Raw genomic sequence first — 23,895 nt, forward strand, 5'->3', positions numbered from 1 at the left:
GTACGATGCCCAGCGTGACGCACGACGACGCTCCGTTGCTCGCGGACCTCATGCCGTGGTCCGTCGCACCGCCGCGGCTCGGCCGGGGGTGGCCGACGGGCCCCGACGCCGCGTCCCTGAAGGCCCGCTGGGACGCCCTGATGAAGGCCGAGGGCCCGGACCGCGAGGCCCTGTTCGAACCGACCCGGTCGCGCACGCTGCGCTCGGCGGTCAGCCAGCTGCCGGGCCAGTCGAGCGGCACGGAGAAGCTGATCCACACGTCGGGCCCCTGCCCCGAGCCGGTACGCGTCCTGCACGCCCCCTTCGACGAACAGTGGCTGATCCCCGACCACCGCCTGATCGACGCGGCCCGCCCCGAGTTGTGGCGGGTGGCGGACGAGCACCAGGTCTTCGTCGCCGAGACGGCCACGGACAGCACCGGCCCGCACCTCCTGGCCACCTCCCACCTCCCCCTCCTGCGCCCCGGCCGCGTCCGCCCTCTCTACCGCCGCCCCGGCGGCACCGAACCCAACCTTGCCCCGGGCCTGCTGGACCACCTGAGCGCCCGCCTCGGCCACTCCCCCGACCCGTCGGACCTCCTCGCCTGGACCATGGCAACGGCACGGCCGGACCTGACGGTCCCCCTCACCGAGGACGCCGAACTCTGGTTGCACGGTGTGGAGTTGGGCCGCCGCATCCTCTGGCTGATGCGCCGCAACGGCGACCGCCCCAAGCTGCCGGGAGGCCGACGCCCGTACGTCCGCGCCCCGCTACCGTCCCGGCCGCTCACGATCGCCTACGACCGCGACGAGGAAACCCTGCTGCTCGACGAGGGCCGCATCTCCCCGGTGCCGCCGGAGGCCTGGGACTTCGAGGCGGCCGGCGTCCGGGTCCTGGAGCAGTGGTTCGCGACCCGCACGACGGAGCCCGAGCCGGGAACGCTGACGGCGATCCGCCCGACGACCTGGCCACAGACGTGGACGTCGGAACTGCTGGAGCTGATCACGGTCCTGGCGCTGTTGGCCGAACTGCGCCCACAGCAGGAGGAGTTGACGATCAAGACTCCGATCACCGCATCTGAGCTGGGCAGGGCGGGCGTCCTACCCGCGCCGGAAGCGTCCCGCAGACCGGCCTCGGTCTTCGATCACCACGAGGAAGGCCCAGAAGGCCAATTTGCGTTGCTGTGACGGCCTTCAGGGGCGCGGCGCAAACGCATCCAACATCCGCTCCACCATCAACTCAAAAGCCCCGTCAAGATCAATCGGCCCCGAGTCCTCGGTGAACGCCGCAGCCATCCGCGGATAAGCGCCGCCGGCAAGCGCACCCCCCAGATAAGCAATCCGCACCGTGCTCTCCTCCTCCGCCGACCACGGCAACGACCGCGTCCGCTCGGCGGCAGCCAACTCCGTGGCGACATACGACGTCACACAGCCGTTCAGCATCCCGACGAGCTGCATCTTCATGCCGTAGCGGGCATCGAGCGGGTCCAGGCAGGCCAGACAGTGCTCCAGATAGCGCAGCGCGTTCGGACTGAACCCGTACACCGGTGACATCAGCCGCGTCAGCCACGGATGCCGGTGCATCAGCGCCCGCGTCTGCTGGGCGACCCGGCGCATGTCGGCCCGCCAGTCCCCCGACGGCTCCCACAGCTCGTGCTCGCCGCTGACCGCGTCCACCATCAGCTCGTACAGGTCCTCCTTGCGGGGGACGTAGTTGTAGAGCGACATGGTCCCGCAGCCCAGCTCGGCCGCGACGTGCCGCATCGACACCGCGTCCAGGCCACCCTCGTCGGCGACCTTCACCGCCGCCGCCGCGATGTCGGCACGCGTGTAGGCCGGCCTCGGCCCCCGGCCCGTCCGCTCGGGACGCGCCCAGATCACTTCGGGTACCGCCGCTCGGCCCGCCATCGATCATCACCTCGCCCACCATCCTAGTTACGTACACCGTACGTAGTGCGCTATGATCGGAACATGACTTCTACGTACGCTGTACTTAGTGAAGGTCTGGAGAAGAGGTTCGGCGAGGTGCACGCGGTGCGCGGGCTGGATCTCGCGGTGGCCCAGGGCACGGTCTGCGGTGTCCTCGGGCCGAACGGGGCGGGCAAGACGACGGCCGTACGGCTGCTGACGACGCTGCTGCGGCCGGACGCGGGCTCGGCGCGGATCGCGGGGCACGACCTCGTCCGGGAGCCCGCGGCCGTGCGGCGCAGGATCGGCGTCACGGGGCAGTACGCGTCGGTCGACGGCGACCTCACGGGCCGCGAGAACCTGCAGCTGTTCGCGCGGCTGCACCGGGTGCGGGCGCCGGGGCAGCGCGCCGACGAGCTGCTCGAGCGGTTCGGGCTGGCAGAGGCCGCCGGGCGGGCGGCGTCGACCTACTCGGGCGGGATGCGCCGCCGGCTGGACCTGGCGGCCAGCCTGATCCGCCGGCCCGAGGTGCTGTTCCTGGACGAGCCGACGACGGGGCTCGACCCGGCCAGCCGCAATCTGATCTGGACGGCCGTGCGCGAGCTCACGGCCGACGGTACGACGGTGCTGCTGACCACGCAGTATCTGGAGGAGGCCGACCAACTCGCCGACGACATCGCCCTGGTGGACCGGGGACGGGTGGCACACACGGGTTCGCCGGCCCAGTTCAAGGGGCTCATCGGGGCGTACGTCGAGGTGGTCGTCGCGGACGCCGACGTGATGGTGAAGGCGGCCGGGGTGCTCGATCAACTCACCGGCGCCGAGCCGTCGTTCGACCGTGAACGCAACGCCGTCGGCGCGGTCACCAGGGACCGGACGCTCACACTGCCCCGCCTGGTGCGCGAACTCGACGCGGCGGGCGTGCCGTTGCTCGATGCGGCCCTGCGTCCGCCGACGCTCGACGAGGCCTTTCTGCGACTGACAGAGGACAACACCGAGGACGACAAGGAGCGTGCGGCATGAGCACGTTGGCGTACGACGGGACCGCCCTTCTGGGCCGCCAGCTGCGGCGGATGCGGAACAACCCGGGGTTGCTGGTCCTCACTCAGACGATGCCGATCAGCATGCTGCTGTTCTTCGGCTACGTCTTCGGCAGCGCGCTGGCGATGCCGGGCGGGGAGTACCGGTCCTTCCTGGTGCCGGGACTGCTGGTGGCGACGGCCGCGAACGGGATCATGACCGGTATGTTCCAGGCCGCCCAGGACACCCACCGAGGTGTCATGGACCGGTTCCGGACGCTGCCGATCAACCGGGCCGCCGTACCGGTCGGGCAGGCCGTGGCGGATGTCGTCGTCACGGCCGCAGGCACGGTGCCGTTCCTGTTGGTGGGGCTCGCGGTGGGGTGGCGGGTCGAGGGCAGCGCGTTCGATGCGGTGGGCGCCGTATGCCTGTTGCTGCTGTTCCGGTTCGCGACGACCTGGATCGGGATCTTCCTCGGCCTGCTCACCCGGAACGAGGAGGCCGCGGGGCAGCTGGGCGGGGCGACTTTCATGCTGCCGCTGCTGTCCAACGCGTACATCCCGACGGACGGTCTGCCGGGCTGGCTGCGCACGGTCGCCGAGTGGAATCCGATCAGCGCGGTGACGACGGCCCTGCGGGACCTCTTCGGCAATGCGCCGGTGCCGGGGGACGCTGCCTGGCCGGTGGCGCACCCGATCGCCGGGTCACTGCTGTGGTGCGCCGTGCTGATCGCGGTGTTCCTGCCGCTCGCGGTGCGCAGGTACGCACACGGGGAGCGATGAACGGTCACCCCTCCGAGGAGCGCTGAAGCTCGTTCGAGGGAGAGTCGAGAGCCGTCGATGCCGGGCGGGGAAGGGGCATCGGACGGGGGCGCGGGCCGCGCCGGGGTGCCGCACCTGGACATCGCTGCTGTGCCGTGGGGATGACGGACGACGAGTTCGCAGCGATGCGCCGGGACGGTGCGGTCACCCGGGCGCGGGCCCGCGAGGAGCGCCGGTGTCGCTCAGCGCCCGCCGAACAGCGAACGACGCAGTCGGCGCAGCGGCGCGAAGAGCAGCACACGGCTGATCCGGTTGCCCCTGGCGCTGCGCTCACGTGGGGTGTCACGCGCGGTCAGCTCACGCATCAGCGAGGTCGCCTCGGCCGTCTCGCGCTGCGGGACGGCCGGGCCGCCCAGCACCGAGAGATGGCGGTCGAGACGCGAACTGGTCGCGCTGCTCCCGCAGGTGATCGCAGGGACCCTGGCCCTGCTGCGCACTGTTATCTGTTCCATGTCACTCCCCACCCGTACGAGTCCACCCGGCCCGGGCAGGGTAACCCTATCGCTCCCTCGGGGCACTCGTGTATCGCGGTCACAGGATTCACCTTCCCCGTAAGGGTGTTGACAACTCCTCCATGGTCACTCTCCGAATCCAACCGATTTCAGGGCGAGTTGGACAATGGGCTGGCTGGTGGGCTGCGGTGAGCCACCGTCGGGCTCGACGGTCACTGCGAGTGACGTGGCCGACTTGCTGAGGTCGGTCGCGACCAAGGGCGTGTCGCCGCCCCCGAAGAGCCCCAGGGAGCGTGGTTGCGCATCGGGGCGCATGAGCCACAGCTGGTGCACGCGTCCGCTGGGCAGGGCGCCGTATCCGCTGAGCGTGACGACCGCCTGTCCCTGAGATGCGGAGGCGACCGCTCCGATACTTCGGCCCTGGGGGTCCCTGCGGGTGCTCGCGCGCGCGTCGGGAGCTGCGAGAACGTGGGCGATCTCACGTGCCTGGGCGCGCTCGGCGTCCAGCTTGTCCTGGGTCCGGTTCGCCTGGACGGCGAAGAGCGAGGCGACGACGAGGGCCGCGGCGGCCGTCGCCGTGGCGAACGGCACGAAGAAGGGGCGGCGCTCGCGCGGCGCACGGGAGCGTCCCGGCGGCGGCTGCGTGCCCCAGACGTGCGGCGGCAGCTGGGGCGTGTGCTCCCTCGCGACCGGCCCCGCCTGCTGCGGAGTGGCCCGTACGGCGGCCAGCACCCGGTCGCGCATCGCGGCCGGCGGCGGAGCTGCCGTGGACCAGGCGAGGCGCACGGCGTCCTCGGACAGGGCGCGTACCTCGGCACGGCAGCGCTCGCACTTCTTGAGGTGCCGCTCGAAGCGGACCCGCTCCGCGGGCTCCAGCGCGTCGAGCGCATAGGGGGCCGCGAGGGAGTGCAGATCCCCGCGGCGGAACAGTCGGGCGAGGAGACTCATGCGACACCTCCCAGGCACTTGCGCAGCTGGGTGAGTCCGTCGCGCATCCGGGTCTTGACCGTGCCCAGCGGCAGGGAGAGCCGCTCGGCCACTTCACGGTACGTGTAGCCGTCGTAGTAGGCGAGGGTGACGGACTGGCGCTGCAGGGTGGTGAGTCGGTCCAGGCAGCGGCGTACCCACTCGCGTTCGAGGCCCGCCTCGACCTCTTCGGTGACCTGGTCGAAGGCGGGGTGGTGGGCCCGGCGTGCCTCGCGCTGTTCGCGGTCGACGGCGGCACGGGCGCTGCGCACCCGGTCGACCGCGCGACGGTGGGCGAGGGTGAGGATCCAGGACAGGGCGCTGCCGCGGCCGGGGTCGAACCGGCCCGCGGAGCGCCAGAGTTCGAGCAGCACTTCCTGGGCCACCTCCTCCGACTGTGCGGGGTCGCGTACAACCCGGCGGACCAGTCCGAACACCGGACCGGACACCAGGCCGTACAGCTCCTCGAATGCCTTCTGGTCGCCGCCTGCCACGAGTACCAGAAGCTCGTCCGCCTCCACTCGGTCCCCCTCTCCCCGGCCGCATGGGCCCCGTCCCGTCACACCAGGCATTCGCAACGAACGCACCTCCGGATGGGGTTACGGATCAGCTCGCCCAAAACGCGGGTCTGACGGCCGATCAAACAGGATCCGCCGGGATCCGCGTTCAAACAGGTTCGCGTTCGTCTGAAACAAGATTCCAAGTTCGCCGTAAGAACGTTTGGGATTCGACCAATCCACCCTGCCGACCGCTCCGAATCAGCGTTCGTCAGGCAAGTTGGGACTGAGGACGGACGGCATGACACCTATCTCCAGGAGCGGCTCGGGACGCAGGAGCATCGCGACCCTGATAGCCAGTGCGCTGGCCGCCGGCGGGCTCGCGGCCGCCGGTGTGGCCACGCTGGCACCGGGGGCGGCCTCCGCCTCCAGCCACCGGGAGGCCCCGCTGATCTCGGGGCAGCCCCAGTACGACAACACGGACCTGTACGCGTTCGTCAGCCCGGACAAGCCGGACACCACGACGGTCATCGCGAACTTCATCCCGTTCGAGGAACCGGCAGGCGGCCCGAACTTCTTCCAGTTCGGCGACGACGCCCAGTACGACATCCACATCGACAACAACGGTGACGCGCAGGGTGACCTGCTGCTCCGCTACACGTTCCGCACACAGACGAAGAACAAGAAGTCGTTCCTGTACAACACGGGCGTGGTCAGCAACCTGACCGACCCCGACCTGAACATCACGCAGACGTACAACATCGACCTGATCAAGCTGAAGGGCCAGAGGGCCGTCTCGAAGACCAGGCTCGCCGAGGACATCCCGGTGGCGCCTTCGGACGTCGGCAAGGCGTCGATGCCCGACTACGGCAAGCTGCGCGACCAGGCGATCTACAAGATGTCCAACGGCGGCCAGACGTTCGCCGGCCAGGCGGACGACCCGTTCTTCGCGGACCTGCGCGTCTTCGACCTGCTGTACGGCGGGAACCTCTCCGAGGTCGGCCGGGACACCCTCAAGGGCTACAACGTCAACTCGATCGCCCTGCAGCTGCCCAATGACATGCTCACGGAGTCCAAGAAGCAGCCGGTCATCGGCGTCTGGTCGACCGTCGAGCGCAAGAACGCCCGGGGCTACTACGAGCAGGTCTCGCGCCTCGGCAACCCCCTGGTCAACGAGGTCGTCAACCCACTGAAGGACAAGGACAAGTTCAACGCGTCCTCGCCGTGGGAGGACGCACAGTTCCTGAAGAACGTGACCAACCCGGAGCTGCCGAAGCTCATCGAGTCGATCTACAAGATCAAGGCTCCGTCGGAGCCGCGCAACGACCTCGTCGACGTGTTCCTGAAGGGCGTGAAGGGCCTCAACCAGCCGCCGTACGTACGCCCGGCGGAGGAGCTGCGCCTGAACACGTCCATCAAGCCCGCCGCCTATCCGAAGCGGCTGGGCGTCCTCGACGGCGACAACGCGGGCTTCCCGAACGGGCGCCGGCTCACCGACGACGTGATCGACGAGGCGCTCCAGGTCGTGGAGGGCGAACTGGTCGGCTCCAAGAACGACCTGGGCGACGCGGTCGACAAGAACGACAAGGGCTTCGGCAAGTACTTCCCGTACCTGGCCAACCCGACGTCCGGTTCGCGCGGTGCGACGGCCAAGGGTGTCAGCAGCGGCAGCGACGTCAAGAGCCAGCTCGGTGACGCCCTGCAGCCCGCGTCTGCCGGCGGCATGAACAACACCACGCTGATCGCGGCCTCGGCCGGTGGCGGAGCGGCCGGTATCGCTCTGATCGGCGCGGGCCTCATGTGGTGGCGCCGGATGCGGAGCCGGGTCTACTAGGCCGCCCTCAACGGCGGATCGGGCGGCTTCTTCGGAGCGGCAACCGCCCGATCCGCGGATCTCGTACCACCCACAGTCTGGCGCGGCCCGCACGTACTCATCCCCCACGGTGCGGGCCGCGCCGCTTCCAGCGGCAACTTTCTGGTCCTGCACGGCACTTGAGGAGAGGGCAATGACCCCGGGTACGAACGACAGCGAGGACCGCCCCGCGGAGGGTGGCGAGACGGGTGGTGAGTCGTCTGCGGGTTCGTCGGGGCTGGTTGCGCCCACGCGGCGGAGTCGCACATCTACACGCCCCGCGCCCCTTGAGGGAATTGCCGGGCCGGAGTCGAAAGCAGCCGTCAGCACCCCCGAAGGCAAGTCCGTCGATGCCCCGGAGGATGCCTCCGCCGACGAGCGAGTCACCGCTGTGCGTCGCGTCGCTGCTGCCGGGCGCCGGTGGCACATCGGTCAACTGACCGGGCTCGCCGCCCTGTTGGCCGTCGCGCTCACCGGTGGTTCCATCGCGTACGGCGCCATCCGGGACGGTGGTACCACGGCCGTTGCCGACGCGCCCAGCGCGTTGTCACCGGCGTTGTTGAACAGCGGGAACATCGACGCGAGCATCCTCTCCCTGCAGGCCCATCTCAAGGCTCAGCCAAGGGACTTCGGGAGCTGGGCGAGTCTCGGGCTCGCCTATGTCGAGCAGGCCCGCACCAAGGGCGACCCCTCCCGTTACCCGCAGGCCGACAAGGCCCTCAAGCGCTCCCTCGACGTGAAGCCCGGCAACGAGCAGGCCATCACCGGGCAGGCGGCCCTCGCCGCGGCCCGGCACGACTTCAAGGACGCCCTGAACTACGCCGACCAGGTGCTGGAGGAGAACTCCTACAGCCAGAACGCCCTGTCGTCCCGTATCGACGCGCTCGTCGAACTCGGCCGCTACGCCGACGCGTCGAAGGCGGCCGACACCGCGGACTCACGGCGCCCGGGCATCCCCGTCTTCACCCGGTACGCGTATGTGCACGAGCTGCGCGGGGACGTGAAGACGGCCCGCCGGGTCCTGGAGCAGGCCCTCGGCACCGCGAGCACCAAGGGCGACATCTCCTACGTCGCCTTCCAGCTCGGCCAACTCGCCTGGAACCAGGGCGACTACAAGACCGCGGTCAGCAACTACGCCCGCGCCCTCGCCGCCGACGACAACTACCTACCGGCGCTGGAGGGGCGGGCCCGCGCCGAGTATGCGAGCGGCGACAAGGCGACCGGGCTCAGGGACATGGAGCAGCTCGTCGCCCGCTACCCGCTCCCCCAACCCCTCGTGGAACTCGGCGAGATGTACGAGGACCGCGGCGCCGAGGGCGACAGGGCGAAGGCCCGCGACCAGTACGCCCTGGTCGACGCCTGGATCGCGCTCGCCCGCGCCAACGGCGTCAACGCCGACCTCGACACCGCCCTCGCGGCGGCCGACCACGGCGACAGGGCCGCGGCCCTGCGCGCCGCCCGCGCCGAGTGGGCCCGCCGCCACACCGTGCACACCGCGGACGCCCTGGCCTGGGCACTGCACGTCAACGGCAAGGACGCTCAGGCCCTCCCGTACGCCCGGCAGGCGACGGCCACCGGCTACCGCAACGCCTCGTTCCTCTACCACCGCGGCATGATCGAACGCGCCACCGGGCGCGCGTCGGACGCCCGCGGCTCCCTCAAGGCGGCGCTGGAACTCAACCCCGGCTTCTCGCCACTGGGCGCCCGCGAAGCACGTAAGGCACTCGAAGACCTGGAGGCGGCGAAGTGAACCCCCGTCGATTGCTCGCCTCCAGCGGGGCCGTCCTCACGGCGGCCTGCGCGCTCGCGCTGGTACCTTCCACCGGCGCGAGCGCGCACCCCCTCGGCAACTTCACCGTCAACCGCTACGACGGCCTGGTGGCGGCCCCCGGCAAGCTCCGCGTGGACCACGTCGAGGACCTCGCCGAGATCCCGGCCACCCAGGCCAAGCCCGACATCGAGCGGCTGGGCATGACCGAGTGGGCGAAGGAGCGGTGCGCGAAGGCGGCCGAGGGCAGCAAGGTCACCGTGGACGGACAGGCGACCGCCCTGACCGCCGGCAGCAGCAAGGCGCAGCTGCGGCCGGGTCAGGCGGGGCTGAACACCCTCCGGGTCGAGTGCCGGCTGACCGCGCCGCTCCCCAAGGGCGACACCGTGACCCTCGGCTTCCACAGCGAGGGCGCCACCTCCGGGCCCGGCTGGCGGGAGATCACCGCGCGCGGCGACCGTATGACGCTCACCGCGACGGACGTACCGAAGACCTCGGTGTCCCATGAACTCACCAGCTACCCCAAGGAGTTGCTCTCCTCCCCCGCCGACACCTCGACCGCCTCCCTGCGCGTACGCCCCGGCGGACCGGCTCTGGCCGAGGAGCGGCAGGGCGCCCCTGCGGCCTCCGTGCTGCCGCGCGGCGCCGACCGCTGGACGCAGGCCCTGAACAACCTGGTCGCCCGGCACGACCTCACCTTCGGCTTCGCCGCGCTCTCGCTGCTCATCGCGGTCGTCCTGGGTGCGATGCACGCGCTCGCCCCGGGCCACGGCAAGACCCTGATGGCCGCGACGGCGGCCGCCCGCGGTGGCCGCGCCCGCCTCAAGGACGTCATGCCTCTGGCCGCCTCGGTCACGGTCACCCACACCCTGGGCGTGGTCGCCCTCGGCCTCCTGGTCACAGCCGGCTCGGCGGCGGCCCCCTCGGTGATCACCTGGCTGGGCATCGCAAGCGGCGTCCTGGTGACCTGCGCGGGCGCAACGCTCGTACGCCGAGCCTGGCGCAACCGCGGCCCCGGACACGGACACACCCATGCCCCCGAGCACCCCCACGATCACGGGCATGCGCACGACCACGACCATCCGCACCCGCATCCGCACAGCCCCGGCGGCCAGACGCACCCGCTCGAGACCACCGCGCCCGCGGAACGCGCCCTGGTCCTGGTCGCCGCCCACGCCGAAACCGCCTCGACGGCAGCGGAAACCCACACCCACACGCACTCCTCCAGCCACCCACACGACCACGATCACGAGCACGAGCACGACCACCCCCACAGCCACGACCACGACCACAGCCACGACCACAGCCACACCCACCACTCCGACCACCCCCACCCCCACCCCCACTCACACACCGTCGAGCACACCCACGGCGGCTTCACCCACACCCACTCCGTCGCCCCCACCCTCCGCGGCACGATCCTGCTGGGCTTCGCCGGGGGCCTTGTGCCCAGTCCTTCCGCGGTCGTCGTGCTCGTCGGCGCGGCGGCGCTCGGTCAGGCCTGGTTCGGGCTGCTGCTCGTCGTCGCGTACGGCGTCGGGCTCGCCCTCACGCTGACCGCGGCGGGGTTCGCCGTCGTCAAGCTGGGTACCGGGATGAACCGTGTGCTGGACAGGCGCCCCCGATGGACCACCCACCCGATGGCGGCCCTCGTCCGCAGGACCGCGCCCCTGGGCTCGGCCTTCCTCGTCGTGTCGCTCGGAATCGGACTGGTGCTCAAGGGGGCGGCATCCGCACTCGGCTGAGCTACGTTGGGGAAGAAAGCGCACGGAGTGGAGAAAACACGCGGATGCGAATGGGGGACGCCCGTGTCCGAAGAATCGGGCAGTGAACGTCTGATCGCGAGCCGCTACCGTCTCCTGTCCCCCCTCGGCGAGGGCGGCATGGGAACCGTGTGGCGCGCCCGGGACGAGGTGCTGCACCGCGAGGTCGCCGTCAAGGAGGTGCGTGCGCCCGCCGGGCTGCCGGCCTCGGACGTCGAGCGGCTGTACGCCCGGCTGGAGCGCGAGGCGTGGGCGGCCGCGCGGGTCGCCAACCGCAACGTCGTCACGGTGTACGACGTGGCGACGCAGGACGGCCGGCCGTGGATCGTCATGGAGCTGGTCCGCGGTATCTCCCTTGCCGAACTCCTGGACGCCGAGGGCCCGTTGGATCCGCAGCGCGCCGCGCACATCGGCGCCGAGGTGCTCGCCGCGCTGCGGGCGGCGCACGAGGCCGGGGTGCTGCACCGGGATGTGAAGCCCGCCAATGTGCTGCTGTCGAACGACGACCGGGTGGTGCTCACCGACTTCGGTATCGCCCAGGTCGAGGGCAGCTCGGCGCTGACGATGACCGGGGAGGTGATCGGCTCGCCGGAGTTCCTGGCGCCGGAGCGGGCGCTGGGCCGCACGCCCGGCCCGGAGTCCGACCTGTGGTCGCTCGGCGTGCTGCTGTACGCGGCGGTCGAGGGCAACTCCCCGTTCCGCCAGGAGACCCCCCTCAGCACCCTGCGCGCGATCGTCGACGAGGAGCTGCCGCCGCCGTACCGGGCCGGTCCGCTGACCCCCGTCATCGAGGGACTGCTGCGCAAGGACCCGGCCGAGCGGCTGCCGGCCGACCGGGCCGAGCAGGACCTGCGGATCATCTCAGCGGGCGGCACGCCCCACGCGTACGGCGCGCAGGCGTCGCCGTACGCACCGACGGTCGCGGGCTTCCCGCAGCCTCAGTCGCCGACGCCTCCGATGCCGTACCCGGTCGGACGGACGCAGCCCGCGCCGGGCCCCTCGACGACGGCGGCGGCCGCACCGCCGCCGGAGCGCAAGCGCCGGGCCGGCGTCGTCCTGCTCGTCGGGGTGGTCGTCCTCGCCCTGGCCATCGCAGGGCTGACGTACGCGCTGCTGAACCGCGACAACGGCGGGGGAAACAACGCCGACACCCCCCGTTCGGACACCGGGACTCCGTCGACCGCCACGCACAGCAACCCGGGCGGAGGCGCGAGCCCGACGCCGAGTCCGAGCAGCAGCGCCTCCAAGGCGCCACCCCAGACCGTGAGCGTCACACTGTCCGGCTCTCACACCGACTACTCCGGCACCTGTCCGCCCGCCCGGAGCGACGCGCCCGAGTTCACGGCGACCTTCACGGTCGGGAAGCTGCCGGCGGAGGTCAGCTACCGCTGGCTGTCGAAGGACGGGCAGATCATGGATCCGGGGTGGAAGACCCTGTCCTTCCCGGAGGGCGGCGGAAAGACCAAGCAGGACAAGGCGTTCGTGACGACGTACAACAGCACCGGGACCTTCCGGAACTCGATCAGTGTCGAGGTGCGCTCGCCGAAGCAGACGACGTCCGACTCGGTTCCGTTCTCGGTGACCTGTGTGGCGGAGACCCCGACGGGCGGGGCCTCCTCCAGTACTTCGCCGTCACCCTCCGAGTGATCAGGCCGCGCTGGTCAGGACGGGCAGATAGCCGCCCGACTGGCCGGGGGCGGTGGGGTGGTACGACTCGCCGATGTTGAACCACTCGACGCTGTGCAGCCAGGAGCTGCCGGAGCAGATCTCGTGGCCGGTGAAGGTGGTGCGGACGTCGCCGAACGTGAAGCCGTGGTCGGCGGCGACCTTCGCGGTGGCGGTGTCCAGGTAGTCGGCCGCGTCGTTGATCGCCTTCCGCTTGGTCTCGGAGAGGCCGACGCAGGTGGTGCCGATCTTGTAGAAGCGGGGGTAGCCGAGGACGACGACATGGGCGTTCGGAGCCTTGGCGGTGATCGCCGAGTAGACGTTGTTCAGCTGTCCGGGGAGCGTCGAGTCGACGTACGCCTTCGCGGTGTTGATCCGGGAGAGGCAGGCGCTGTCGGACTGGAGCACACACGTCGTCATGACGTCGGAGAAGCCGGCGTCGTTGCCGCCGATGGTGATGGAGACCAGGCCGGTGGCGGCGCTGAGCGGGCCCAGTTGTCCGGACAGAACATCACCCGTACGGGCGCCCGAGCAGGCGGTGAAGTCGAAGGTCGAGGGTGAGTGTGCGGCGGCCCAGAGGTAGGGGTAGGCCTTGGTGCTGCGCTTGCAGTCGCCGCTGGCGCTGATGTAGCTGCCGGTGCCGACCCCGGAGGAATAGGAGTCGCCGAGGGCCACATAGCCGGAGGCTGCGGCCTGTCCGGACGCCTGCGCCGCCGTGGCCCCGGTGAGGGCCGTGCCGGCGGCGAGGAGGATCGAGCTCACGAAAACGGCAATTCGGGAACGTCTCATGGAACCTCCCTTTAGCAGGATCTCTGCCGTAACCGTCGTACCAATGACACGTGTCGATGGGAAGTGTTCATGTCAAGACTTTTCCGTCCCTGCCGGGTCGCCACCACCCCTTCACGGCATGTTTGATTACGTGCTCATGACAGGTTTGTTGACAACCCCTCAACTCCCTTGTTCCACACCCGCAGATGACCCATTCTTTGCTTCGGCTTGGGACGGGAACGCGACGTTCCGGGCCGTGCGTGCAACCTCGCGCGCACCCCCCACAGTCGTGCGCCCGACCCAGGCGTGCGCTGCCTAGAGGAGGACTCCCTCGTAATGGCACAACTGCGTAGCAAGAAGCTCCGGTTCGCCGCCGTCACCGGTCTGGCGACCGCCGCTCTGGTCGGCGGACTCACCACCCTCCCCGCCCAGGCCGCCCCTGCCGAGGGCAAGGTCCTGGCTGCCGGTTCCCCGACGGCGGTCAAGGACAGCTACATCGTCACGCTGAAGAAGAGCACCGGCCTCAAGGCGGCCTCCGGCGCGGGCAAGAGCCTGATCAAGGAGTACGGCGGCACGGTCGGGAAGACCTTCGACACCGTGCTCAACGGCTACACGGCCACCCTCTCGGCGACCGAGGCCAGGAGACTCGCGGCCGACCCGTCGGTGGCCTCCGTCGAGCAGAACCAGCGCGTCCACCTGACCGACACCACGCAGTCGAGCGCCCCTTGGGGCCTGGACCGCATCGACCAGGCCGCGCTGCCGCTGTCCGGCACGTACACCTACCCGGACACCGCGGGCAGCGGCGTGACGGCGTACGTCATCGACACCGGCGTCCGCATCACCCACTCCCAGATCAGCGGCCGCGCCTCCTACGGCTACGACGCCGTCGACGGCGACACCACCGCCTCCGACGGCAACGGCCACGGCACCCATGTGGCCACCACGATCGCGGGCTCGACCTACGGCGTCGCCAAGAAGGCGAACATCGTGGCCGTGCGGGTGCTCGACAACAGCGGCTCCGGCACCACCGCGGGCGTCATCGACGGCATCGAGTGGGTCACCGAGAACCACACCTCGCCGGCCGTCGCCAACATGTCGCTGGGCGGCTCCGCCTCCTCCTCGCTGGACACGGCGGTCGCCAACTCCATATCCAGCGGCGTGACCTACGCCGTCGCGGCGGGCAACAGCTCCGCCAACGCCTCCTCGTACTCCCCGGCCCGCGTCTCCACCGCGATCACGGTCGGCGCGACCACCAGCTCGGACGCCAGGGCCAGCTACTCCAACTACGGCTCGGTCCTGGACATCTTCGCGCCCGGCTCCTCCATCACGGCCGGCTGGAACACCAGCGACACCGCGACGAACACCATCTCCGGTACGTCCATGGCCACCCCGCATGTCGCGGGCGCCGCGGCGGTCTACCTCGCGGGCCACACCTCGGCCACCCCGGCCCAGGTCGCCACGGCCCTGGTGAACGGCGCCACCTCCGGCGTGGTCACCGGCGCGGGATCCGGCTCGCCGAACAAACTCCTGAAGGTCGTGTCGTAGCACCGGCACGAGGGGCCCACTCGGCCTGAACCAAGGTTCCCCGGAGGCAGTCGGCGCCTCCGGGGAACACTTGTTTAAACGTGGATGAGAACAGGTGTGGGAAGGGCCCGTGTCTTGACGCCCCCTCTTGCGCTGCGCGACATTGAAGCCCGGCATCCGGCGCGCTGGGGGGCAAAGTCGCCAATGCAGACCATCCGTATCAAGAGACTCACCAAAAGACTTTCGACAGACGGCAGATCGTCGACAGACGGCGCCGAGCGGGCGCGACCAGGACCGGGGAGGGACCTGTCGCCACTGCTCGCGGGCGCCGCGACGGCCGTGGGGGGATTCGGCGCGCTGCTGGCGCTGGCCGACTCGGGCTCACCCCTGCGCGGGCCGCTCACCCTGTTTTTCCTGCTCGCCGCGCCCGCGACGGCCATCGGGGCCGCGCTGCGCGGACTGGAGCCCTTCGGCCGCACGCTCGCCGCCGTCGCGGGCGCAATCATGCTCAACATGCTGGTGGCACAGGGCATGTTGGCCGTTCACCGGTGGTCGGTGCGCGGCGGAATCATCGCAGTGACCGTGATCAGTTTTCTCCTTCTTCTGGGTTGTGTAACGGTCAAACCAACAAAAACGTGAGGCCTCGTTCCAGGCCTTGCCATACGGGTTCAATCATCAATACCGTCGTACATCTCACCCGCATCGGTCCATCATCGAGCGGCCCAGGGGAGGGCTCAGGACCGCGATGGTTCCCGGCGTGGGGCGCGGTAGGGGGGTGCCGTGCTCGGTGACCGCACTTGTGACCGGGACGTGCCGCGCGACCGGCTGCCGTTCCACGGCAGACGGCCAGCTTTGCCAGCTCGCCATCGGCGTGCACGGAGATCCATTTCGTCATGCCACAGGCGTGAAACCCCCCTTTCGAACCGGACACATAACCGGGCCGCCCAGGGGCGGGCGGTCCACCGGACGAGAGGGACCAGACTCATGAGTTCTGTTCTGCGGCCGGCGGCCACGGGCCAAGGTCCGTCACTTGCCGGCCGATACCGGCCGATCTCCTCTCACCTGGCCATCGCGCCGCCGGTGAGTGTGGTGATCCCCGCCATGAACGAGGCGGAGAATCTCCCGTACGTGTTCAAGACACTTCCGGACTGGATACACGAAGTCGTTCTGGTGGACGGCAATTCCACGGACGACACCGTCGAAGTGGCCCGTGACCTGTGGCCGAACGTCAAGGTCGTCGAGCAGCAGGGCAAGGGCAAGGGGGATGCCCTGATCACGGGGTTCGAGGCGTGCACCGGCGACATCATCGTGATGGTCGACGCGGACGGCTCGGCCGACGGCAACGAGATCGTGTCGTACGTCTCCGCCCTGGTCTCCGGCGCGGACTTCGCCAAGGGGTCCCGCTTCGCCAACGGCGGCGGCACCGACGACATGACGTTCATCCGCAAGCTCGGCAACTGGGCGCTGTGCACCATCGTCAACCGCAAGTTCGGCGCCCGCTACACCGACCTGTGCTACGGGTACAACGCGTTCTGGCGGCACTGCCTGGACAAGATCGACCTCGACTGCACCGGATTCGAGATCGAGACCCTGATCAACATCAGGGTGGTCAAGGCGGGCCTCAAGGTGCAGGAGATCCCGAGCTACGAGTACCTCCGCATCCACGGCGCAAGCAATCTGCGGGCCGTGCGGGACGGGTTCCGGGTGCTCAAGGTGATCCTCAAGGAGCGGTCGAACCGGCGCGAGCTGCGCAGCCAGGAACACCACTCGCCGATGATCGACTCGGATCGGCTCGACTCGGTGCGGGGAGAGGTGTCTTGAGCGATCTCGACATCTCCGTCGTGATCTGCGTCTACACCGAGGACCGCTGGGAGGACATCCTCGCGGCGGTCTCCTCGGTGCGGGCGCAGTCCCGTCCTGCGCTGGAGACCCTGCTGGTCGTCGACCACAACCCGACTCTGCTGGACCGGCTGGCCAAGGAGTACAAGGAAGTCGAAGAGGTCCGCGTGCTCGCCAACGCGGGCCCCCGCGGGCTGTCCGCCGGCCGCAACACCGGTATCGCGGCCGCGCGGGGCGAGGTGATCGCGTTCCTCGACGACGACGCCGTGGCCGAGCGGGAGTGGCTCAGGCGTTTCGCCGAGGGGTACGCGGATCCGCGGGTGATGGCCGTCGGCGGCCGCACCATGCCCATCTGGGCCTCGGGCCGCCGTCCGGCCTGGTTCCCGGAGGAGTTCGACTGGGTGGTGGGCTGCACGTACAAAGGGCTGCCGCCGGGCCTGGTCCGGGTCCGCAACGTCCTGGGCGGCAACGCCTCGTTCCGCCGTACGGCGTTCGACGCGGCGGGCGGCTTCGCCACCGGAATCGGGCGCGACGGCGACAAGCGCCCGCTGGGCTGCGAGGAGACGGAGCTGTGCATCCGCCTCACCCGCGCCAGACCCGACGCGGTCCTGCTGATCGACGACCGTGCGGTGATCCATCACCGGGTGCCCGAGGCGCGCGAGCACTTCGGGTACTTCCGCACGCGCGCGTACGCCGAGGGCCTGTCCAAGGCGCTGGTGGCGCGAAGTGTCGGCGCGGACAAGGGACTTGAGTCCGAGCGCCGGTACACCACCCGGGTGCTGCCGGCCGGGGTGGTGCGGGGTCTGCGCGACGCCGTGCTGGCCCGGCCGGGCGGTGCGGGACGGGCGGGCGCGATCGTCGCCGGGGTGCTGACGGCGGCGGGCGGGTACGTGGTGGGGAGCGTCCGGGCCCGCAAGGGCGGTGCCACGTTCTCCGTGGTCGAGATCGAGGGGGGATCTCATGGGTGAAGCGCCCGTACCGGTTCTCATGTACCACTCGGTCGCGACCGCGCCGAACGACGCCACGCGCGCGCTGTCGGTCGCGCCCGAGGCGTTCGCCGAGCAGATGGCGATGATCGGCGACCTGGGGCTCACCCCGGTCAACACGGCTGACCTGGCGGCGAGTTGGCGCTCCGGCCGGTCGCTGCCGCCGCGCCCGGTCCTGATCACCTTCGACGACGGCTACGAGGGCGTCCACCGGCACGCCCTGCCGGTGCTCGCCAAGCACGGCTTCGCATCCACGCTGTTCGTCTCCACCGGCTGGATCAAGGGCGCGTACGACACCGGGGGCGGCCTCGACACGATGCTGGACTGGGAGCAGGTGCGCGAACTGGCCGCCGCGGACGTCGAGATCGGCGGTCACAGCCACACCCACCCGCAGCTCGACCAGCTCGATGACGACGGCCTGCGGTACGAGCTGATCCACTGCAAGGAGATCGTCGCCGACGAACTGGGCACCGTCCCCGGCTCCTTCGCCTACCCGTACGGCTACTCCAGCCGCCGGGTGCGCGAGGCGGTCCGCGAGACGGGGTACGCCCAGGCGCTCGCCGTCGGCAACGGGCTCGCGCGCCCCCGGCAGGGGCCGTACGCCCTGCAGCGTGTGACCGTGCGCCGCAGCACGGGCATCGAGGAGTTCGAGCGGCTGGTCGAGGGCCGCGCGATCGCCCGCAACTTCGCCAGGGACCGTGCCCTCACCAAGGGGTACGCCCTGGTCCGCAGAGCACGACAGGTCCGCCGGAAGGCCATCCGATCCCGTGTCTGACACGACCACGACGACCGAGGCGAAGCAGCCCGCGACCGAGGCGCCCGAGCAGGCGGGGCGCCGTCTTCGGCTGCCCGGGATGGGCAGGTCCAACGGCGGCAGCCCGCTGTTCCGCAACGCCTACGCCCTGATGCTCAACACCGGCATCTCCGCGGTGCTGGGCCTGGGGTACTGGCTGATCGCCGCCCGCTACTACTCCGAGTCCGCGGTGGGCCAGGGTTCGGCCGCGATCGCCGCGATGAAGCTGCTCGCCGGGCTGACGGCGGTGGCGCTGACGGGCGCCCTGGCCCGCTTCATCCCGGTCGCCGGGCGCGCCACCGGACGCCTCATCTTCCGTACGTACGCGGCGAGTTGTGTGGTCGTGTCGTTCGCGGCGGGGATCTTCCTGCTGACGCTCAGCACCTGGGGGCCGTCGTACAGCTTCCTGCACGGGCCGATCAAGGGCCTCGGCTTCATCATGGCCGTGGCCTCCTGGAACCTGCTGACGCTGCAGGACGGGGTGCTGACCGGGCTGCGGAGTGCGCCGTGGGTGCCGGTCGGCAACACGGTGTTCTCGGCGGTGAAGCTGGCGCTGCTGGTCGGTCTCGCCGCCAGCATGCCCACGACCGGTGTGTTCGTCTCCTGGGTGCTGGCGATCGCCACCTCCGTGGTGCCGCTCGGCCTGCTGGTGTTCCGGAAGCTGGTCCCCCGGCACATCGAGGCCACCGCCGACCACGCGAAAGCGCCGACGCTGAAGGAGATCGGCAGGTTCCTGGCGGGCGACTACACCGGCTCGCTGTTCTCGCTCGCCGTGGTCTATCTGATCCCGGTGATCATCGCCTCGCAGGTCAGCTCCGAGGACAACGCGTACTTCTACATCACCACGACGATCGGCGGCACGGTCAACCTGCTCGCCATCAACATGGGTGCCTCCCTGACCGTCGAGGGCTCCCACGACCCGGCCCGGCTGGCCGCCAACACGCGGGCGGCGCTCAAGCGGATGGCGCGGATCATGCTGCCGATCTGCGGGGTGCTGTTCATCGGCGCGCCCTGGATCCTCGGCGTCTTCGGCCAGGGCTACGCGGACGCGGCGACGCCGCTGCTGCGCTGGTTCGCGGTCGGCGCACTGCTCAGGGTCGTCATGGAGACGTACTTCGCGGTGCTGCGCGCGCAGAGCCGCACCGCGGGACTGGCCTGGCTGCAGGGCCTGTTGTGCGTCCTGGTGCTCGGCCTGACGCTGCTGCTGCTCCCCCGTATGGGGCTGACCGGCGCGGGCGTCGCCGAGATCTCCTCGCTCGCGGTGATCGTCACCGTCGCGGCACCCAAGCTGTACAGGACCGTCCGGGCCGCACCGGCCGACGCCGTCCCCGAGGACGCGGCGCCCGACGGGGACCTCGCCGACCTGGGGGCGCGCGAGGTCCCGGCCGTCGAGAAGCCCCGCAGGCGGGGGCCTGCCTGGGCGCTGGACACGGACACTCTCGCTCTCGGCATCCACGTCGACTTCGATCACCTGGAACGCCGTCCCGACGTCCGCCCCGGCCCGGGCACCCCACCCACCGGCACGCCCGCCGTACCCGTCGACCACCGGCCGACCTGGGCGAAGAACCCCGAGGTCGGGCTGCCCGTGGAGGAGCGCGAGCCCGGCTCGGAGGCCTCCCTGGGACCGGCCGAGATGGAGGTGGACGCGCCCTTCGAGACCGAGTTCGAGGCCGGCTTCGACGCGGGCTTCGACAGGGGCTTCGGCGCGAGCGAGGAGGTCGTACGAGAGGCGGAGGCGTCGCTCGTACCGGAAGAGGCGCCCGTACGAGGGCCCGAACCGCCGCCGCTCTCCTGGCGTGAGCGGCTGCAGCCCACCCGCCTCGGAGTCCTCCTCGGCTGTCTGCTGGCGGCCGCGCTGCTGCTGTACTGGGTGCCCGCGTTGCGCCTGGGCGAGGCCGACCTGGACCGGATGGGCGGGCTCGGCCTGATCTCGGTGCTGCCGCTGCCGACGCTGGTCGGGGCGGCGCTGCTGGTCGCGGTGTTCGCCTCGCTGCTGTGGCTGGGCCGGGAGCACAAGGCGCTGCTGCTGGTCACCCTGCTGGCGACCGTGGTGTCGCTGCATGCGCTGCCCGCGGTGATCGAGACCGAGCCGCGCTTCCCGACGGCCTGGCAGCACCTCGGGTTCCTCGACTACATCGACCGCACCGGGTCCGCCGTACCGGACCTGGACGCGCGCTGGAGCTGGCCGGGGTTCTTCGCGGTGGCCGCGTTCGTCACGAAGGCCTGCGGAGTCACCGACCTCACCGAGCTCATCCGCTGGTGGCCGCTGACCATCCAGCTCCTCTATCTGGCCCCGATGTTCCTGCTGGTGCGCTCCCTGCGGGCGAGCTGGCGCGCCAAGTGGACCGGCATCTGGATCTTCGTGCTCAGCGGCTGGGTGGGCCAGGACTACTTCTCCCCGCAGGGCTTCACCTATCTCCTCTACCTCGCCTTCGTCGCCGTCCTGCTGGTCTGGTTCCGTGAGCCGCGGGTGATCTGGACGAGGAGGCGGCCGGGCGAGGCGGAGGTCGAGCCGGCGAACCGGCGCCAGAAGGCCGTCCTGCTCGGTGTGCTGATCGGCCTGTTCATGGCGAGCGTCCCGGCGCACCAGCTCACGCCGTTCGTGATGCTGGGCGTGCTCGCAGTGCTCGTCCTGACCGGCAGGTCCGAACTGCGCGGCCTGCCCATCCTGTTCGCCGTGGTGGTCGCGGTGTGGATCGGCTTCATGGCCGAGCCGTACTGGTCCGGGCACTTCGACGACCTGTTCGGCGGGGTCGGCGGCGTCGGCAGCAATGTCTCCACCTCGGTCTCCGGCCGAATCCAGGGCGGCGACTCGACCCACAAGCTCGTCCTGTACGCGCGCGTGCTGCTGGCCGGCGGTGTGATGACGTTCGCCTGCTGGGGCTGGTGGCGGCGGCGCGACCACAAGTACCGCGAGCGGTCGCTGCTGGTGCTGACGTTCGTCCCGTTCCTGGGCTTCGGCATGCAGTCCTACGGCGGCGAGATGGCCCTGCGCGTCTTCATGTTCGCGGTGCCGGGCGCGGCCCTGCTGGCCGGCCTCGCCCTGTTCCCGCGCACCGGCATCACCGCGGAGGAACGCGACAAGGACCGTGTGAGCCTCGCCCCGCTGGCCGCGCTGATGGCGGGCCTGGTCCTCATGGGCGGCTTCCTGGTGGCCCGTTGGGGCAACGAGCCGTTCGAGCGGGTCCGGCCCGGCGAGGTCGCCGCCATGGACTACGTGTACGCCCACGACAAGCCGACCGTCCGCCTGCTGTGGCTGAGCAACGACACCGTCAACGACGTGACGCCGGCGATGCCGTGGGGCGCGAAGGACATGGAGCGGGTCAACTATGTGCCCACGCTGGCACCGGCCGATCCGGTGCTGGTGTCGGGGCTGGTCAAGGCGCTCAAGGACGCGGGCCCGAACTCGTATCTGATGGTCAACGCGAGCCAGACGACCTATCTCCAGATGGACGTGGGTTATTCGGACACCTGGGAGCCCCGGCTCGTCCAGAACCTGGACCAGCGGCCCGAGCTGCAGAAGGTCTACGTCAACGACGACGCCACCGTCTACGCCCTCAGGAAGCAGCCCGCGGGCAAGGTGCCGAAGCCGGATCCCGGTCCGATCGGACCACAGATCACCTGGACGCCGTGGTCGGTCGTCGGCGCCCTGGCCGCTCTCGCGCTGATCGTGCTGCTGACGGCGCGTGAGGTGGTGCGGGTCGCGGTGCGGCCGGGTGTGCGGCAGCTGCGGTGGCTGCAGAGCAGCTTCTGGTTCTCGCTGCCGCTGCTGGCGGTGCTGCTGGCCTCGCTGGTGCAGCGGTTCCTGACGATGAAGTGAGAACGCGTGTCGTGAAGTGGCTCAACCGGTGAAGTGGCCCGACCGGCCTACCGGTTGAGCCACTTCACTTCGTACGCCTGCATCTCGAACCGCTTCCCGTCGACCTTCGCGCTGATCGACCGGTCGAGGGTGTTGACCACCAGCACGGTCTTGTCGGTGGCGAGGACGCGGACGTTGGGCACGTCGTCCGCGGCGACGGAGACGGTCGTGTACTTCGTGCCGGGCGGGAAGGCCCGGTGGAAGCGGGAGACCAGCTCGAACATGGGCAGCTTCCTGCCGCCGTCCGCGCTGTCGGTCGGCGTCCACATGCAGCCCGCGCAGTCGCTGCCCTTCTCGTCCTCCGGGTTCCAGTAGAAGCCGGAGGAGGCGCCACCCCTGACCATGGCGATCATCCCGGCGGCCTGGACGGCGACGCGGCGTGTCTCGGACCAGCCCTTGCGGTCGTCGTTGCCGTCGGCGGGCTCGACGTAGTACTCGGCCCACCACAGCGGCAGGTTGTGCGTCTGCTGTCGCACCCACCTGCCGACGGCGGTGAACTTGTCGGTCGCCGCGAACTCGTTCGGCAGCATCTCGTCGTCGTTGGTGTAGCTGGAGCCGTCCACGACGACGAAGTCGGCGCCCGCCTTGTTCTTGTTCCAGTAGTCGAAGGCGTCGAGGATGCGCTGGTCCATGGCGCCCCACGGGCCCTTGAAGGTCTTCGAGGCCTCGTCCGCGCGCGGGTCGACACTGTCCATGACCAGGTACGGTCCGCCGACCATGATGTCCTTGTCGACCTTCTTCAGGGCCTTGTACACGAGGTTGTAGAGCTTGGTGTAGCCCTCGTAGTCCCAGCGGCCCTCGGCGTCGTTCCAGAAGCCCTTGAACTCGTTCCAGACGATGAAGTGGCGTACGTCCGGATAGCGCTTGGCGACGGTCGCGGCGAGCGCGGCGAAGTCCGCGTAGTGCTCGGGCTGCGGGGCGGTCTCCAGCGCGGACCGGCTCCAGTTGGTGTTGTCGACGCCGGCCTTGCCGCCCTTCATCCAGTCCGGGGAGCAGCACAGGGTGACGACCGGGGTGCCGCCGGACTTGCGGATGAAGTCGATCCGGCGGTCCATCGCGTCGAAGTCGTAACGCCCCTTCACCGGCTCGGGGTTGTCCGCGCCCCAGCCCATGATCGCCTGGTCCTGCGGCATCCCCCCGGCGTCCGAGATCAGCCCCTCGACCCGCTCGGTGGCGGCACCGCTGCCCTCGTCGGCGCTGTACTGGGTGTGTGTGAAGCCCCAGCCGACCTCGGGCCTGTCCTGGTCGGGCGGGGTCACCGGAGTGCCGTGCACCGTGTCGCCGTTGCGTGAGGTGCCCGCGGTGCTTGCGTCGCCCCCTGGCAGCGTGTTGATCAGAGTCACGATCAGAGCCAGTGCGGCCACGCCCACGCCGAGCAGCGCGGTGAGCCGCCACCGCCGAGCCCCCGAAGTCCACTCATGACGTCCCATCGAGGA

General features: G+C 70.3%; 19 protein-coding genes. 13 read left to right on the forward strand and 6 right to left on the reverse strand.

The genetic code is table 11. The features are described 5' to 3' along the window. The first annotated feature begins 5 nt into the window (after window positions 1-5). Complete coding sequence (locus EDD92_RS11160) at window positions 6-1,166, forward strand: type ISP restriction/modification enzyme (RefSeq protein ID WP_123964151.1); 1,161 nt, start codon at window positions 6-8, stop codon at window positions 1,164-1,166. A gap of 6 nt (window positions 1,167-1,172) precedes the next feature. Here the strand turns inward: EDD92_RS11160 and EDD92_RS11165 are convergent, their stop codons facing one another. Continuing rightward, window positions 1,173-1,886, reverse strand: coding sequence for a TetR/AcrR family transcriptional regulator (locus tag EDD92_RS11165; protein WP_123964152.1), 714 nt, complete (start codon window positions 1,884-1,886; stop codon window positions 1,173-1,175). A 63-nt stretch (window positions 1,887-1,949) separates the two neighbouring features. Here EDD92_RS11165 and EDD92_RS11170 point away from each other — a divergent pair, with 63 nt between their 5' ends. Both EDD92_RS11170 and EDD92_RS11175 read left to right on the forward strand, forming a co-directional pair. Continuing rightward, the gene (locus tag EDD92_RS11170) at window positions 1,950-2,909 is read left to right on the forward strand and encodes an ATP-binding cassette domain-containing protein (RefSeq protein WP_123964153.1); all 960 of its coding nucleotides are present in this window, start codon (window positions 1,950-1,952) and stop codon (window positions 2,907-2,909) included. Beyond that, window positions 2,906-3,688, forward strand: a complete 783-nt coding sequence (locus EDD92_RS11175; protein ID WP_123964154.1) for an ABC transporter permease — start codon at window positions 2,906-2,908, stop codon at window positions 3,686-3,688. The genes EDD92_RS11170 and EDD92_RS11175 overlap by 4 nt, the downstream gene beginning before the upstream one ends. A 221-nt stretch (window positions 3,689-3,909) precedes the next feature. Here EDD92_RS11175 and EDD92_RS11180 read toward each other — a convergent pair whose 3' ends face one another. The 3 genes from EDD92_RS11180 to EDD92_RS11190 all read right to left on the reverse strand — a co-directional run bounded on the left by EDD92_RS11180 (window position 3,910) and on the right by EDD92_RS11190 (window position 5,666). Beyond that, a complete protein-coding gene (locus EDD92_RS11180) occupies window positions 3,910-4,179 on the reverse strand; it encodes a hypothetical protein (protein ID WP_030946278.1) in 270 nt (89 codons plus the stop codon). A 126-nt stretch (window positions 4,180-4,305) separates the two neighbouring features. Beyond that, window positions 4,306-5,127 (reverse strand): anti-sigma factor domain-containing protein, encoded by an 822-nt coding sequence (locus EDD92_RS11185; protein WP_123964155.1) that lies wholly within the window; start codon window positions 5,125-5,127, stop codon window positions 4,306-4,308. Next, window positions 5,124-5,666, reverse strand: a complete 543-nt coding sequence (locus EDD92_RS11190; protein WP_030946282.1) for a sigma-70 family RNA polymerase sigma factor — start codon at window positions 5,664-5,666, stop codon at window positions 5,124-5,126. The genes EDD92_RS11185 and EDD92_RS11190 overlap by 4 nt, the downstream gene beginning before the upstream one ends. Before the next feature lie 277 nt (window positions 5,667-5,943). Between EDD92_RS11190 and EDD92_RS11195 the strand changes: the two genes are divergently transcribed. The 4 genes from EDD92_RS11195 to EDD92_RS11210 all read left to right on the forward strand — a co-directional run bounded on the left by EDD92_RS11195 (window position 5,944) and on the right by EDD92_RS11210 (window position 12,672). Beyond that, window positions 5,944-7,476, forward strand: coding sequence for a DUF4331 domain-containing protein (locus tag EDD92_RS11195; RefSeq protein WP_123964156.1), 1,533 nt, complete (start codon window positions 5,944-5,946; stop codon window positions 7,474-7,476). 172 nt (window positions 7,477-7,648) lie between these two features. Next, window positions 7,649-9,244 (forward strand): lipopolysaccharide assembly protein LapB, encoded by a 1,596-nt coding sequence (locus EDD92_RS11200; protein ID WP_123964157.1) that lies wholly within the window; start codon window positions 7,649-7,651, stop codon window positions 9,242-9,244. Beyond that, window positions 9,241-11,007: a sulfite exporter TauE/SafE family protein gene (locus EDD92_RS11205; protein WP_123964158.1), complete on the forward strand. Its 1,767-nt coding sequence runs from the start codon at window positions 9,241-9,243 to the stop codon at window positions 11,005-11,007. Before EDD92_RS11200 ends, EDD92_RS11205 begins: the two co-directional genes overlap by 4 nt. Before the next feature lie 63 nt (window positions 11,008-11,070). Beyond that, window positions 11,071-12,672: a serine/threonine-protein kinase gene (locus tag EDD92_RS11210; protein ID WP_123964159.1), complete on the forward strand. Its 1,602-nt coding sequence runs from the start codon at window positions 11,071-11,073 to the stop codon at window positions 12,670-12,672. Here the strand turns inward: EDD92_RS11210 and EDD92_RS11215 are convergent, their stop codons facing one another. After that, the gene (locus EDD92_RS11215) at window positions 12,673-13,479 is read right to left on the reverse strand and encodes an SGNH/GDSL hydrolase family protein (protein ID WP_123964160.1); all 807 of its coding nucleotides are present in this window, start codon (window positions 13,477-13,479) and stop codon (window positions 12,673-12,675) included. Between the two features lie 315 nt (window positions 13,480-13,794). Between EDD92_RS11215 and EDD92_RS11220 the strand changes: the two genes are divergently transcribed. The 6 genes from EDD92_RS11220 (at window position 13,795) to EDD92_RS11245 (ending at window position 22,420) form a co-directional block, all read left to right on the forward strand. Further along, a complete protein-coding gene (locus EDD92_RS11220; protein ID WP_123964161.1) occupies window positions 13,795-15,003 on the forward strand; it encodes a S8 family peptidase in 1,209 nt (402 codons plus the stop codon). 183 nt (window positions 15,004-15,186) lie between these two features. After that, on the forward strand, window positions 15,187-15,621 hold the full coding sequence (locus EDD92_RS11225; RefSeq protein WP_260326491.1) for a hypothetical protein: 435 nt from the start codon (window positions 15,187-15,189) through the stop codon (window positions 15,619-15,621). A gap of 345 nt (window positions 15,622-15,966) precedes the next feature. Further along, window positions 15,967-16,803: a glycosyltransferase family 2 protein gene (locus EDD92_RS11230; RefSeq protein WP_123964162.1), complete on the forward strand. Its 837-nt coding sequence runs from the start codon at window positions 15,967-15,969 to the stop codon at window positions 16,801-16,803. Next, a complete protein-coding gene (locus tag EDD92_RS11235) occupies window positions 16,800-17,789 on the forward strand; it encodes a glycosyltransferase family 2 protein (RefSeq protein ID WP_123964163.1) in 990 nt (329 codons plus the stop codon). The genes EDD92_RS11230 and EDD92_RS11235 overlap by 4 nt, the downstream gene beginning before the upstream one ends. Then, window positions 17,782-18,582 (forward strand): polysaccharide deacetylase family protein, encoded by an 801-nt coding sequence (locus EDD92_RS11240; protein WP_123964164.1) that lies wholly within the window; start codon window positions 17,782-17,784, stop codon window positions 18,580-18,582. Before EDD92_RS11235 ends, EDD92_RS11240 begins: the two co-directional genes overlap by 8 nt. Next, the gene (locus EDD92_RS11245; RefSeq protein ID WP_123964165.1) at window positions 18,575-22,420 is read left to right on the forward strand and encodes a lipopolysaccharide biosynthesis protein; all 3,846 of its coding nucleotides are present in this window, start codon (window positions 18,575-18,577) and stop codon (window positions 22,418-22,420) included. The genes EDD92_RS11240 and EDD92_RS11245 overlap by 8 nt, the downstream gene beginning before the upstream one ends. Window positions 22,421-22,467: 47 nt before the next feature. Here EDD92_RS11245 and EDD92_RS11250 read toward each other — a convergent pair whose 3' ends face one another. Beyond that, window positions 22,468-23,889: a GH39 family glycosyl hydrolase gene (locus tag EDD92_RS11250; RefSeq protein ID WP_123964166.1), complete on the reverse strand. Its 1,422-nt coding sequence runs from the start codon at window positions 23,887-23,889 to the stop codon at window positions 22,468-22,470. Window positions 23,890-23,895: the final 6 nt, after the last annotated feature.

This window comes from Streptomyces sp. TLI_185 (assembly GCF_003814765.1).
Lineage (GTDB): Bacteria > Actinomycetota > Actinomycetes > Streptomycetales > Streptomycetaceae > Streptomyces.

Coding starts and splice junctions, on each gene's coding strand:
- EDD92_RS11160 (WP_123964151.1), top strand. CDS start 6: ATGCCCAGCGTGACGCACGACGACGCTCCGTTGCTCGCGGACCTCATG.
- EDD92_RS11165 (WP_123964152.1), bottom strand. CDS start 1,886: ATGGCGGGCCGAGCGGCGGTACCCGAAGTGATCTGGGCGCGTCCCGAG.
- EDD92_RS11170 (WP_123964153.1), top strand. CDS start 1,950: ATGACTTCTACGTACGCTGTACTTAGTGAAGGTCTGGAGAAGAGGTTC.
- EDD92_RS11175 (WP_123964154.1), top strand. CDS start 2,906: ATGAGCACGTTGGCGTACGACGGGACCGCCCTTCTGGGCCGCCAGCTG.
- EDD92_RS11180 (WP_030946278.1), bottom strand. CDS start 4,179: ATGGAACAGATAACAGTGCGCAGCAGGGCCAGGGTCCCTGCGATCACC.
- EDD92_RS11185 (WP_123964155.1), bottom strand. CDS start 5,127: ATGAGTCTCCTCGCCCGACTGTTCCGCCGCGGGGATCTGCACTCCCTC.
- EDD92_RS11195 (WP_123964156.1), top strand. CDS start 5,944: ATGACACCTATCTCCAGGAGCGGCTCGGGACGCAGGAGCATCGCGACC.
- EDD92_RS11200 (WP_123964157.1), top strand. CDS start 7,649: ATGACCCCGGGTACGAACGACAGCGAGGACCGCCCCGCGGAGGGTGGC.
- EDD92_RS11215 (WP_123964160.1), bottom strand. CDS start 13,479: ATGAGACGTTCCCGAATTGCCGTTTTCGTGAGCTCGATCCTCCTCGCC.
- EDD92_RS11220 (WP_123964161.1), top strand. CDS start 13,795: ATGGCACAACTGCGTAGCAAGAAGCTCCGGTTCGCCGCCGTCACCGGT.
- EDD92_RS11225 (WP_260326491.1), top strand. CDS start 15,187: ATGCAGACCATCCGTATCAAGAGACTCACCAAAAGACTTTCGACAGAC.
- EDD92_RS11230 (WP_123964162.1), top strand. CDS start 15,967: ATGAGTTCTGTTCTGCGGCCGGCGGCCACGGGCCAAGGTCCGTCACTT.
- EDD92_RS11240 (WP_123964164.1), top strand. CDS start 17,782: ATGGGTGAAGCGCCCGTACCGGTTCTCATGTACCACTCGGTCGCGACC.
- EDD92_RS11250 (WP_123964166.1), bottom strand. CDS start 23,889: ATGGGACGTCATGAGTGGACTTCGGGGGCTCGGCGGTGGCGGCTCACC.